This is a genomic window from Pseudoalteromonas arctica, from assembly GCF_012927645.1.
GTDB lineage: Bacteria > Pseudomonadota > Gammaproteobacteria > Enterobacterales > Alteromonadaceae > Pseudoalteromonas > Pseudoalteromonas arctica_A.
The window spans coordinates 43,530-56,227 of the sequence record NZ_JABBMT010000025.1; the positions used below are offsets into that span (position 1 = coordinate 43,530).

10 protein-coding genes, 1 rRNA gene, 1 other RNA gene and 1 pseudogene are annotated in these 12,698 nt (G+C 40.5%); 5 read left to right on the forward strand and 8 right to left on the reverse strand.

The window, feature by feature from the left end; genetic code table 11:
* Positions 1 to 12 precede the first annotated feature (12 nt).
* Positions 13 to 1,890: a penicillin-binding protein activator gene (locus tag HHO47_RS14260; RefSeq protein WP_169020894.1), complete on the reverse strand. Its 1,878-nt coding sequence runs from the start codon at positions 1,888 to 1,890 to the stop codon at positions 13 to 15.
* Between the two features lie 61 nt (positions 1,891 to 1,951).
* Here HHO47_RS14260 and rsmI point away from each other — a divergent pair, with 61 nt between their 5' ends.
* The 4 genes from rsmI to HHO47_RS14280 all read left to right on the forward strand — a co-directional run bounded on the left by rsmI (position 1,952) and on the right by HHO47_RS14280 (position 4,535).
* Complete coding sequence (gene rsmI, locus HHO47_RS14265) at positions 1,952 to 2,809, forward strand: 16S rRNA (cytidine(1402)-2'-O)-methyltransferase (RefSeq protein WP_169020895.1); 858 nt, start codon at positions 1,952 to 1,954, stop codon at positions 2,807 to 2,809.
* Between the two features lie 42 nt (positions 2,810 to 2,851).
* Positions 2,852 to 3,217: RNase P RNA component class A (gene rnpB, locus HHO47_RS14270), an RNA gene on the forward strand.
* A 127-nt stretch (positions 3,218 to 3,344) separates the two neighbouring features.
* A complete protein-coding gene (locus tag HHO47_RS14275) occupies positions 3,345 to 3,758 on the forward strand; it encodes a hypothetical protein (RefSeq protein ID WP_169020896.1) in 414 nt (137 codons plus the stop codon).
* 54 nt (positions 3,759 to 3,812) lie between these two features.
* Entirely contained in the window at positions 3,813 to 4,535 is a 723-nt protein-coding gene (locus tag HHO47_RS14280; RefSeq protein ID WP_169020897.1) for a hypothetical protein, read from the forward strand.
* A gap of 123 nt (positions 4,536 to 4,658) precedes the next feature.
* Here HHO47_RS14280 and HHO47_RS14285 read toward each other — a convergent pair whose 3' ends face one another.
* From HHO47_RS14285 to HHO47_RS14315, 7 genes and pseudogenes are all read right to left on the reverse strand, one after another.
* On the reverse strand, positions 4,659 to 7,016 hold the full coding sequence (locus HHO47_RS14285; protein ID WP_169020898.1) for a TOTE conflict system archaeo-eukaryotic primase domain-containing protein: 2,358 nt from the start codon (positions 7,014 to 7,016) through the stop codon (positions 4,659 to 4,661).
* Between the two features lie 117 nt (positions 7,017 to 7,133).
* The gene (locus tag HHO47_RS14290) at positions 7,134 to 7,373 is read right to left on the reverse strand and encodes a ribbon-helix-helix domain-containing protein (protein WP_169020899.1); all 240 of its coding nucleotides are present in this window, start codon (positions 7,371 to 7,373) and stop codon (positions 7,134 to 7,136) included.
* Between the two features lie 124 nt (positions 7,374 to 7,497).
* Complete coding sequence (locus HHO47_RS14295; RefSeq protein WP_169020900.1) at positions 7,498 to 7,917, reverse strand: hypothetical protein; 420 nt, start codon at positions 7,915 to 7,917, stop codon at positions 7,498 to 7,500.
* A 158-nt stretch (positions 7,918 to 8,075) separates the two neighbouring features.
* On the reverse strand, positions 8,076 to 9,302 hold the full coding sequence (gene arsJ, locus HHO47_RS14300) for an organoarsenical effux MFS transporter ArsJ (RefSeq protein WP_169020901.1): 1,227 nt from the start codon (positions 9,300 to 9,302) through the stop codon (positions 8,076 to 8,078).
* Positions 9,303 to 9,308: 6 nt separating this feature from the next.
* Positions 9,309 to 10,319: an ArsJ-associated glyceraldehyde-3-phosphate dehydrogenase gene (locus HHO47_RS14305; protein WP_169020902.1), complete on the reverse strand. Its 1,011-nt coding sequence runs from the start codon at positions 10,317 to 10,319 to the stop codon at positions 9,309 to 9,311.
* 80 nt (positions 10,320 to 10,399) lie between these two features.
* A pseudogene (locus HHO47_RS19655) lies at positions 10,400 to 10,519 on the reverse strand (tyrosine-protein phosphatase); the annotation flags it as partial.
* Between the two features lie 63 nt (positions 10,520 to 10,582).
* A complete protein-coding gene (locus HHO47_RS14315) occupies positions 10,583 to 11,422 on the reverse strand; it encodes a metalloregulator ArsR/SmtB family transcription factor (RefSeq protein ID WP_169020903.1) in 840 nt (279 codons plus the stop codon).
* Positions 11,423 to 12,089: 667 nt separating this feature from the next.
* On the opposite strand from HHO47_RS14315, the gene HHO47_RS14320 reads away from it, so the two are divergent.
* Positions 12,090 to 12,698 (forward strand): 16S ribosomal RNA (locus HHO47_RS14320); the annotation flags it as partial.

Sequence of the window (12,698 nt, forward strand, 5' to 3'; positions counted from 1 at the left end):
TATTGCTTTTAGCTACTCACTGTATGAACGGTGGGTAGCTGATTGCATAAATAATGGTAACGGCGCTGATGTTGCTAGCTGCACCGCTTGGATTTGTCTATTTTTGTATTGCGCCCAATTAAGTTGGCGATTAATTTGCCCATCACTGGTAATACTCAATTGACCGGTTAAGCCATTAAATCGCTTACCCGGGAGTATGCTCAATTGTGTGATATTACTTAGCATAGCAACTGAATCATAGGCCATCGCAAATAAACGCTGGCTTATATCAGCTTGCTCTGGCCACAGCGAATTATATTGCTGGCGTAAAGCATGATCTTTTATTTGCCCACTAAGCATCCATGGTAACTCGGTAAAATACAAACCATCGAGATCGCCTTTATCGGTACTATCAATTTGTTTACTGTGACTTTTCGAACTGGCATACAGTGGAATACGATCAGCAAAGGTACTTACATTTACATCTAAATAAGGTTTAATCAAGCGAGTTTCAATCGCATCACCAAGAATATAAATAACATCAATATCACGACGAGAGCGGGTTTCACTCTCCACTTCTTGTTTAAATAATGACTTAACGGTCGCTATACGTTCTTTTGATTTATCAACTTCTAACAAGTTAACAATGGTTGTGGGCATATCTTTTTTATCATTATAAAGCCCCACTTCTGGTGTGGTTTCACTATAGCGTTGCCATTGTCGGTTGAAAAAATCCACTAAACGCTGACCTGAACTGCTATTTGGTGCCAGCAGCATAGGTTTTTGATAACCAGCCGTTAAAAAGTGCTCAAGTGCTTGCTGTACTTCGTGCTCCGGATTAAGCGCAAAGAAGTAATGCTGAGGAGACTGGCGTTCACCATCAAAGGTATTTAAGTGCAAAACTGGGTAATCTTGTAATGCTTTGCTAGTAACTAGCTTATCTATACTCGCTTTGAGTAACGGCCCAATTATAAAGTCAGGATTAATTTTGAGCAGTTTTTCAGAAAGCTCAGCAGAACTAAGCATTTCATCAATAAAAATGGTTTCAGCAATAGATGTGCTATCTAGTGCCGCTAATACGCCAGCTTTCAAGGAATCACCTAAGCGTTCATTAGCACCTGATTGGGGTAATAAAACAACTAAGCGCTCAATATTCAGTGGTTCAGCAGCAATTAACTCAGCGGATTTTTTTGGCAACACGGCGATCGCTGGATGGCCAGGGTAACGGCGTTGCCAATTATTAATTGCTTGATCAAGCTCAACTGGAGCACCTAAGTATACTTGGTGATAAAGTGCTAAGTTTACCCAGCCTTGTTGTACCACAGAGCCGCGATTAAAGCGCTCCAAAGCATACGATGATAATTGTTGTAAATTTTGCCACAGGTCTTTGTTGAGCTGTGGAATTGTTAAGTTGTTTTTACTGGCGGTTTCAGAGGCACGAAGAAAATAGGTCATGGCCTCTTTAGGCAAATTTTGTGATGCATATACACTGGCGGTTAAATATTGATGCCAAGCAAAATGCTCAGCTTGAGTAAGCTGATGATTTAAAGTAGCTAACATTTCGAGCGCTAAGCTGTTTTTGCCTTGTTGTTTTTGCGCAAATGCGATGTAAAGTTTGTTTTGAATTTGATCAACGCTGGGAGTTTGTTCAAGGTCAGTGCATATTTGCTCTAATAATGGCCAGCGCTGCTCTGTAATTGCAGCATCGCGTGCGCTATAAAGTAGCTGAATTTTATCTGCACCTTGGCGATTTAAGGCAAGTTGGTACATTGAGCGTGCATCAGTTGCTTGAATTTGTGCAGAACTATTCGCTGAACTAAGGTTTTCACTGGTTTTAGTCGGTTTTTCGGTTGTACTACAGGCCGATAACCCTGACAATATGATTAATAGACTAACAAGTTTAAGTCGCACAATGATTTCCCAATACGTTAACGCGATTTGCTTATATTACTGACTGACGCAGGAGACCTCAATGTTAAATGAGGAGAATTCAGATAAAATCGGCACTCTTTACATTGTTGCTACCCCAATTGGCAATTTTGACGACTTAAGTCAGCGCGCAATAGCGACACTATCTCAAGTTGACTTAATCGCTGCTGAAGACACGCGCCATACCGGTAAGTTGCTAAGTCACTTTGGTATTAAAGCTAAAACTTTTGCTTTGCACGACCATAATGAAAAGCAAAAAGCGCAGCAAATTATCGATCAACTTAATCAAGGGTTAAATATTGCATTAGTTTCTGATGCAGGCACACCCCTGATCAGCGATCCTGGCTATGCGGTGGTTAACTTATGTCGTGAGCAGGGCGCAAGTGTAACACCCATACCAGGAGCATGTGCTGCTATTACGGCGGTATGTTGCTCTGGGTTGCCTACTGACCGTTTTCAATTTATTGGTTTTACGCCTGCTAAAAGTAAAGCGCGCCAAGACTTTTTTATAGATGCGGTGAGTTCCAATATAACCAGCATTATGTACGAAAGTACCCATCGCATCATGGCAAGTTTAGATGACTTGGAGATAGCGCTTGGTAGTGAGCAACACGTGGTGTTTGCCAAAGAGTTGACCAAAACCTTTGAAACATTTTTTAATGGCACCGTCAGTGAGCTTAAACAGTTTTTAACCGCCGATCCAACCAAACAGCGCGGCGAAATAGTGCTAATGTTGCCTGGTAATCCAAAGCAGGTTGATAATATTCCCCCAGAAGCACGTAAAATGTTGGCGTTACTTGAGAATGAAATGCCAATGAAAAAAGCGTGTGGGGTAGTAGCCGATTACTTCGGTACGAAGAAAAACGCGTTGTATAAAACAATTATTGAAGAAAAACAGTAAATGTTTACTGCGTAGTGCGGTGCTCTCATGTATACTGCGCGCCGAGTCAGCCAAGATGATCGCTGCCTGCAACGAAAATGCGCAGGGGGAGGAAAGTCCGGGCTCCACAGGGCAGAGTGCCAGTTAACGGCTGGGGGGCGTGAGCCCACGACAAGTGCAGCAGAGAGAAGACCGCCAATCTTCGGATTGGTAAGGGTGAAAGGGTGCGGTAAGAGCGCACCGGGCCGCTAGTAATAGTCGGTTGCAAGGTAAACTCCACTCGGAGCAAGACCAAATAGGGTTCCTTATGGCGTGGCCCACGTTGGAACCGGGTAGGTTGCTTGAGCCATAGAGCGATTTATGGCCTAGACGAATGATTATCACTTTCTTCGGAAAGGACAGAACCCGGCTTATAGGCTGACTCAAACTCAAGCGTAAGCATCTGATTTATTAGGTGCTTACGCTTGAACCACTAATCTCATGGCACAAAATTTCAAAAGTGTGCCAAATAGTGTGCCAAATAAACTCAATACGTTACTTACACATAGGTAACTTAATGAGACATATCAAACTCCCCGAACACCTCATACTACGAAAAGAACGTTACTATTTCCGTTATGTTTTCCCTCGTAAATTTATCGGCTCCGATATACGTATTTCACTTAAAATCAAACACCTTCATCATGCTTTAAACTTCTTTGAATTAATCAAACCCGAATTAGATAAATTAAAAATACTTGCGAGTGATCGACACAATATAGATACTGAAACTTTAATCACTCAAGCAAAACGTATCTTAATTCATATGAAGCAAAAATTTACCCATGAGCTAAGCAAAAAAATAATAGCAAAAGAAGAACAACGTTATGCTTCAACGGCACACTCTATAAATGGCATTAAAGCAAAGTCGTTAAATAATCACTCAGCTACACTAATAAAGCTCTCTGCAGTATTTACTATGAAGAATTAAAGAACATAGCTACACTGCCGATATGATAGTACAAATAACGCACAAGGAACTAGTGTGAAAGTTAATTCACATGATACTAATAGTATGCAATATGCTTTATCGAGCAGCTCTAAAAAGCATGAGATAAAGCGAGTACATGGAGAAGATAAGCTTAATAATGAGCTCAAAAAGCTAGCTGATGATGTTTATCATAAGGAAACTTCTGATACGACGAGTCCAACCTACTCAAAACCTTTAGTGATGGAATCTAGAGAAATAGATTTATCTAAAAGTGTTGATGAAGCAATGTATGAGCTTGCTGTTGCGACTGGTGAGCTATATATGCCAGGCGGAAGTGTACCAAAAGCAGTTGAAAAAATGCTGTCTCCTTATGATTCAATGATGTCTAATATTATAAAAGAGCAACCTTCCTTGGAGCATCAAAGTTGGGGGATTGCTATTAATCGCTCTGGTGAGCTAGAAGCAATTGGCTCTATTAGTGACGATGAAAAAGCGTTTCTTGACGAGAAGCTAAACAATAATAAAGAATTGGTCGCAGCGGTTAATGAGTTTAAGTCCAGTTATTTAGAGTTCATTGGTGCTGAATATCGTGGTTATGGCCAATATGAAGTCGATGAAAGTAATTTCTCTGAGGTTTTTGATTTTAGACAAGTGCTTGAAAGCTCAAAAAGCGACGAAGCATTTAAGAAAACGTGGAATTACGAGACAAACTGGCTTAAGTTAAATGACAACCTGTTATCGCAGTTAGAAAGTAATGCTCCCAAACATAAAATGTAAAAATGGGCAGTTACACAGAATCCGTTACAGGCTCACGCGGTGAACTTTACGACACCTATTATTTTCTTTAAATACTTTATTCGCCATTCAGTTCTATTATTATTGCTTTAAGTAACTGCTCCGTTAGCGATAAGTGATTTCATAACCCAGCGCTTTGTATCCCTTTTCTCGTTTTGAAAACATTCGATTAAGTGTTGGGAAAGTATCAATGTAATCATAAATCAGAACAGAGTTTTTGTTACTCCACTCTCGTCCAATTCGGCCAGCATATTGAGCTAATATGCCCTTCCACGCTATAGGTAGGGTGATGAACAACGTATCCAAGTAAGGTAAATCAAATCCTTCTCCAACATATTTACCCGTTGCTAGAATTACCTGTTTATCGTTACTCAGATCTTTGTTTTCTTCGAGCATAGCGATACGCTCATGCCGCTGCTTAGCTGATATTCCACCATGCAGCTCTACAACCATTAGGCCTTTCTGCGTTAGTAAGGCTGACAAAAGTGCGATGTGCTCTTTTCTTTCGGTTAACACTATTACAGCACGTTTATCATCAATACAGCTGAGAATATCGTCGACAATCTTTTGGTTTCTATCATCACTGTTTACTAGATGCTTATAAACTTGTGAGATATGAGGCTTAGTATCGGGCTCTAGCCACTCCTTAGGAAACGTTGTGTCGGTTTCATGTGCTATAATTTGCTGATTAAGCATTGAACCTGATATAACGCCTTTATAAACAATATCTCCGAGTTGAAACATCATCAACTTTTCTAAGCCATCTTGGCGTTTTGGTGTTGCGGTAAACCCATGAATGAATTTGGCATGGCTGGATTTAATCAAGCTTTCATAGTTTGATGCTGGTAAATGGTGGCATTCATCAACAATAATTTGTCCATATTTTTCAATATATGGTTTTATGTCCATGCCATTGCGACTGACTAAACTTTGATATGTGGCCACATCAACCTGATACGAAAGTTTTTCTTTACCACTAAGTAATGAACCAACTTCTGTATCTTTGAGAAAAATATTAATACGCTCTAACCACTGCTCTGCAAGTTGTCGACTGTGAACTAATATCAGTGTATTGACCTTGCGTTTTGCAATCAGTGCTAAAGCCGTGACTGTTTTACCAAAGCCAGTGGAAGCTTCAAGTATCCCATTCGATGTATCTAATAGCGCATTAACCGCCTTATTCTGCTGACTTTTCAGCTTTCCTGTAAACTTAACCTTTGCCAGCTTGTCACCTGTAAAGCGCTTATCATCGACGTTTATTTCAACTTTTTGTTTGATTAATTGAGTTTCTACAGATGATAAACAACCTCTAGGCAGAATTAAGAAGTTACCTTCAATATGAGCAGCACAGATATATCTAGGGGTGCCAATTGTAGATAACCGAAGGCTTTGCCGTTTGTAAAACTCTGGGTTGGAAAACACTGCTAACTGTTTCAGTCTTGATGTTAATTTGCCCGGAAGCTTATCAATTGGGATATAAATCTGATCGGCAATAACTAAGGTTATGTCTTCAGGGCAATTGGCAATCACATCACTATCAATAGTAGATAGTTTCTTCCATGGTGTATCTGCCAAGCCATTAATAACTTTTTCATCGATTAATGTTATTTTGCTCAGCAAGCCATCAAATGTTGTACTATCAATTTTTTGAATAGAAGCGAGCTTAGCCCACTGATCTTTATAAGCTATCCCTGACGAATCTATGAATACGCTATTGCCTTGCTTTCTGGGCTCTAATTGAAGAGGTAATGCTATCAAATTGCCTAAACCACCTTCTGGCATAACGTCTTGATTCGGAAACAAGCGATCAAAGCAGGTGAATGAGAGCGCTGGGTACATTTCCATCGCTTTCGTTAATAGCGTACTCCCCAACTTCCTAGCTTTGGCTGCTTCAATAGCTTGTGAAAAGAAGATCCATACATGTCCACCATTGCCGCTTCTAGAACGTTCGGTAATGTGAGGTACTTTATAAAAGTCACAAGCTTCAGAAAAAGCTTTAACGGAATGAATCCAATCATCTTTGTCGAAATCAGCAGCAAGAATGTGAGTTGTATTATTTTCTAGAAGTGGGTAAATCCCAATCGTTTGATTGCCTTTAAGGTGCTCAAATACCGCTTGGCCATCATAACGCTTGAATTGTTGATTTGAGCAATCCGTACAGCTAATCCGTGGTTTATTACAGATCTTAGGTTTCCATTCGTTCCAACACGCTGGCGAATAACCACTTCGCCCATTTTGCGATTCCCAGCGAAACGGGTAAACGTTATTTCGACCTTTAAAATAAGAAATGAATAAATCGACTTTGGCTTCAGGCGAGACGTGTTGGTTAAAGTGTTTAGCTAATTCAACTTCTTGTTGAGTAAGTATACTATTACGCTCATTTAATAAAGACTCTTTTTCTTCAGCGAGTCGCTGAAGCCGATTATCAATTTCTAAGAGCCTATTGGATAACGAGCTAGACATATTTCATTACTCAAAGCAGTTTTAAGGTTTTTTGCTCTTAGTATTCGCATGATATCAACAGTATCATTTGAAACAACGTAATAAATAGCATGTTCCCATCTATACTTCGCCATTAGTTTATTTTCTAGCAATCACCGCATTAACAATATCATCAGGAGAGCGACGGCTAAAACCGCTTTGCTCTGCTTTGATAAGTTCTTGTCTTATAACTTCAACTTCGCTAGTGCGCATTTGCTCTTTTCTAATCAAATCTCGCAATAACTCGCTGTCACTAGCATAATTGCCAGTAGCTAGCTGTGCTTGCATCCATTGCTCTTGCTGATCAGTTACTGTGATACTTTTCTTTACCATTGCCATAATTTACCTCCAATGAAAGAAACTTCGTAAGGATTAAATCCTACTTTATACTACCCACGGTATAGTTTAGTTCAGAACTGGTAAGAATCAATTTGAGTTACATCATATAAGCACAGTAACAGTTTTAAGCACTATGGTTAAACAATAAACCTGAGCTGGTGTTGCCTGCTGACGAAAATAAACTTCCTATTAAAGTTGATACGTTCTTTTTTACGCTAAGTTGGATTGAAACAAGTTCTTGCTCTAACTCTTTTTGTAATTCAGCTTTTTGTGTTTGTTGCTCTGCTGTTGAAAGGCTGCTGCCAGCGTCAAGTGCGCGTATTTTTTCTTGTAGTTCTTTAATGTTTTTAATCATCTGTTGCTGTGTACTTTCTAGACTCTCATCGTTGTCAGTTTTATTTTCAGCAGTGTCTTCTTCAGGATTTTCTACCTCAGTGGTAGAGGTTAGTTGCTCTTTGTTATTTGTTTGCTGTGTACCAGCTTGTGTTTGTTTTAAATAGTTTGGATCTGTAAGCAGTGATGAAGGTATATTTGTTAGGTTCATTGTGCATCCCGTGCGGCAAAAAGTTGATAAGTTTTTTTGATTTAAAAAAGTAATGCATTAAACGTTCCATATTTAGGGAGGTTAGTGAGGTATTAGTTGTTTTATTTTGAAAGTGCGGAGGCCTGCATGGCTAAGCTGCTATGCAGGGATAAACTTAGTTACTTTGTTGTAACTTCAACTTGTTGCGGCAACGCCAACGAAAATAATGCCGCGAGTGCAATAAACGCGCTTGAGATCCATAAACACGCTTCTAGCCCGTATTGTTGATACACCCAGCCCGATAAAACAGTACCAATTAACCTGCCCATGGCATTTGCCATATAGTAAAAGCCCACATCAAGCGACACGCCATCGTTGCCTGCTAAACTGACGATCAAGTAACTGTGTAATGATGAGTTAATAGCAAAGACAGCGCCAAATATAAGCAAACCAACAATAATCGAAGCCTGAATATAAAAATCAAAATGTAGGGCTAAGGCAATAAGCGCAGGTAATAGCGTTAAATAACTAGCCCACAAAAATGCGCTGTGGCCCCCCGGGACTTGCCCTGACTTTTTCCCAGTAAAGGAGGGGGCAAAAGATTGCACTATGCCATAGCCGATCACCCAGCTTGCCATAAAACCGCCAACCCACCAGTGATCCCAGCCAAATGTTGCAGCTAAGAATACTGGTAGTGCCACTACAAACCAGACATCTCTGGCGCCGAATAAAAATAGCCGCGCCGCGGAAAGTACATTAATGGCTTTGCTTTTTGAGAACAGTTCACTAAATTTAGCTTTATTTTTAGCTTTGCCTAAGTCTTCTTTTAACGCGAATAAGCTAAATAGCCATACTGTTGTAAGCATGCCAATCATGGTGAGTATTGCGCCATGAAATTCAAGTAAAGTCAGCAATACACCACCTAAAAAGAAGCCCACCCCTTTTAAGGCATTTTTAGAGCCGGTTAATATCGCCACCCATTTATAGAGTTGGCCTTGGGCGTCTTTTGGCACGAGTAATTTAATGGCGCTTTTAGCGCTCATTTTATTGAGATCTTTTGCGCTCCCAGACAGTGCCTGCGCAGCCATGACATAAATAACGGTGAGGGCATCAGCAGGTGCCATGAGCATGGCTAAAGAGACTATCTGTAAGCCCAAGCCAATGTTCATGGTTTTATTAAGACCGAATCGAGCACCCAGCCATCCGCCCACTAAATTAGTGATCACACCAAAAATTTCATAAAACAAAAACAACATCGCTATGCTGAGCGGGCTGTAACCAAGCTGGTGGAAGTACAGCACTACAAGCATACGCAGTGCACCGTCAGTAAGGGTAAACGCCCAATAATTACCGGTAATTATTAAGTATTGTTTTATTTGTGGTGGCAGTGCTTCTAATCGATCCACGGTTAACTATTCCTTATCGGCTAGGCCAACTTTGCGCATAAGTTCAGCTGTACGGTTTGCATAGCCCCACTCATTGTCATACCACACGTAGAGTTTCACTTGAGTGTCGTTGATCACCATAGTTGAAAGGGCATCAATGACACTTGAACGAGGGTCAGTTTTATAATCAATAGATACAAGCGGGCGTTCTTCATAGCCCATAATGTCTTTAAGCTCACCTGCGGTTGCATCTTTAAGTAAGGTATTTACTTCATCAATCGTTGTGCCACGTTCAAGCTCAAATACACAGTCAGTGATAGAAGCGTTGGTTAGTGGGACACGAATGGCATGACCGTTCAATTTACCTTTTAATTCAGGGAAAATATGCGTGATAGCTGTTGCTGACCCTGTGGTGGTAGGAATTAAACTTGTGCCACATGAACGCGCACGGCGTAAGTCTTTATGAGGGGCATCAATAATTGTTTGGGTATTGGTTATGTCGTGAATCGTGGTGATTGAACCATGTTTGATACCAATCTTTTCATGAATTACTTTAACCACAGGGGCTAAGCAATTGGTTGTGCATGAAGCAGCAGTAACAATAGAGTGAGTATCTTTGTTATAAAGGTGATCGTTGACACCCATTACAACATTTAAAATACCGTCTTCTTTTATTGGAGCTGTTACAACAACGCGTTTTACACCTTGTCCTAGGTAAGCTTGCAGTAGTGCTTTAGTTTTAATTTTACCAGATGCTTCAATAACCACATCACACTGTGACCAATCAGTCTCTTGTGTTTTAGTATTTTGAGTAAAACCAATTTCTTTACCGTTTATAATAATGGCATTGTCGTTATGGCTTGCTTCGTGATGCCACTTGCCGTGAACTGAGTCAAACGTCATTAAATGGGCAAATGTTGCGGCGTTACCGGCAGGGTCGTTGATTTGAACAATTTCTATATCATCCCAATCAAATGCTGCGCGCATTGATAATCGACCCATTCGGCCGAAACCATTTATACCTACTTTAATAGTCATTGTTTATTCCTTAATACTGATTATAACTGCGAGTTAAAATAATTAAGTTGAAGCGTATTTCTAAGTGCTTTTGGTCTTATTTATTGTACCTGTTGAATGATTTTGTCACTAGGCCACCCATGAGTAAGTAAAATAAGCGCAATTACTAAACCAGTTCGACCTGTGCCGCCTTTACAATGAACCGCAATAGTTGCTAAGTTATTTAGTGCGTTTCTCTAGAGTTAATGTGTCAAACGGGTGAAGTTGCATTGTAAAATTCTATATTAGCGACAAAAGTTAGTTTTACTTGGACGGTTCCGCATGTTCGTGAGGTGGTCTAAGCTGTTAGTGATCAGTGCAAGATTGTTTTCGGTTGTTTCAGTGATCACTTTTTTCGCCCACATAGGTAGGTTCGGATTAATTCGATAAAACACCCACTGGCCATGTTTTCTATCAGTAAGAATATTAGCTCGTTTTAGAACAGCTAAATTACGCGACACTTTGGGTTGACTGTTTTCTTGTAAAGCTTCCATAATTTCGCAAACACATAGCTCACCATGATAATTAGTTAGCATTAGCGTTTTTAAACGTATATCGTCAGTTAAGCACTTATAAAATGAAATTGGATCAATAGTGATGCTATCAGGCTCAGAGATTTGTTCATCGATACGTTGGCTTGATGCTGCCTTATCATTTGGCTGATTTTTGCCTTCTAAAAGTAAAAACATCGACAAGCGATTATTTAATTCACTTAATGTAGTAGCAAAAGGGTTATTACAGCATCGTTCTTTAGGATCTGGAAAATCCCAAGCTAATTGTGCTTTCGCGCCTGGAAATTCGCGACACTCTTGACTCGCCTTTTCACAAAGGGTAATAACAAAGTCAAATTCTTGACCTGAGAACTCATCGACACTTTTAGATTTAAGGTCATCTATAGTTAAACCAAACTTTTTAAGAGCATCTAAGGTACGGGGGTCAATTAATTCTGGTGACGTGCCTGCACTGGAGATATCAAATAGATCGCCGGCTTTGTAACGAAGTAATGCTTCAGCCATTTGTGAGCGAGCAGAGTTACCAGTACAAAGGAATAAAACAGAACGCTTAGTTGAAGTTTGATTACTCATAAATAACGCCTCATATTAAATATGCAATAAATTGTATATTCGATTTCGTGCATATTCAAGCGTGAATGTGCGTTTTAAAGTAATAATTTAAGCTTCAATGGTATGAATCTTGGACAAACATACAGTTAACTAAGTTGTAGAAGTTATTTTGTGGATAGTTTAGCTGTATTTTTACGCTGTTCGTTTGAAAATCACACCAAATGCTAATTAATTACAAATAACTTCAAAAAACGCTTGCGTTAAAATCTGTTCTCCCTATAATGCGACCCCACTGAGACGGCAGAGCGCAACGCTTAGCGAGGCACGAGCTACTCAGTGAGTCGAGTAAAACTTAGTTCTGAAAACTTTTAAGTTTAACAAAATTAAGTGTTGACAAAAAAATAGGAAAGCGTAATATGCGCAGCCCTAGCGAGATAAAGTTTAACGCTTTAATCGCAACGTTCTTTAACAATATAAAGCAATCATCTGTGTGGGCACTCGTACAGATTGAGTTCTAACAGCCAAGCTTAGTTTACTAAGTGAGGCAAACAAATTTAGAGTCTCAATTGAAACTGAGTGACCAACAGCAATAACTACTTAGGTAGGAATTGCAGCACAGTCAATTCAATATCGAAAGATATTAAATAAATTCAGAATTCATTGAGCTGTCGAAAGACATAAAACTTTTTAATTGAAGAGTTTGATCATGGCTCAGATTGAACGCTGGCGGCAGGCCTAACACATGCAAGTCGAGCGGTAACATTTCTAGCTTGCTAGAAGATGACGAGCGGCGGACGGGTGAGTAATGCTTGGGAACATGCCTTGAGGTGGGGGACAACAGTTGGAAACGACTGCTAATACCGCATAATGTCTACGGACCAAAGGGGGCTTCGGCTCTCGCCTTTAGATTGGCCCAAGTGGGATTAGCTAGTTGGTGAGGTAATGGCTCACCAAGGCGACGATCCCTAGCTGGTTTGAGAGGATGATCAGCCACACTGGGACTGAGACACGGCCCAGACTCCTACGGGAGGCAGCAGTGGGGAATATTGCACAATGGGCGCAAGCCTGATGCAGCCATGCCGCGTGTGTGAAGAAGGCCTTAGGGTTGTAAAGCACTTTCAGTCAGGAGGAAAGGTTAGTCGTTAATACCGGCTAGCTGTGACGTTACTGACAGAAGAAGCACCGGCTAACTCCGTGCCAGCAGCCGCGGTAATACGGAGGGTGCGAGCGTTAATCGGAATTACTGGGCGTAAAGCGTACGCAGGCGGTTTGTTAAGCGAGATGTGAAAGCCCCGGG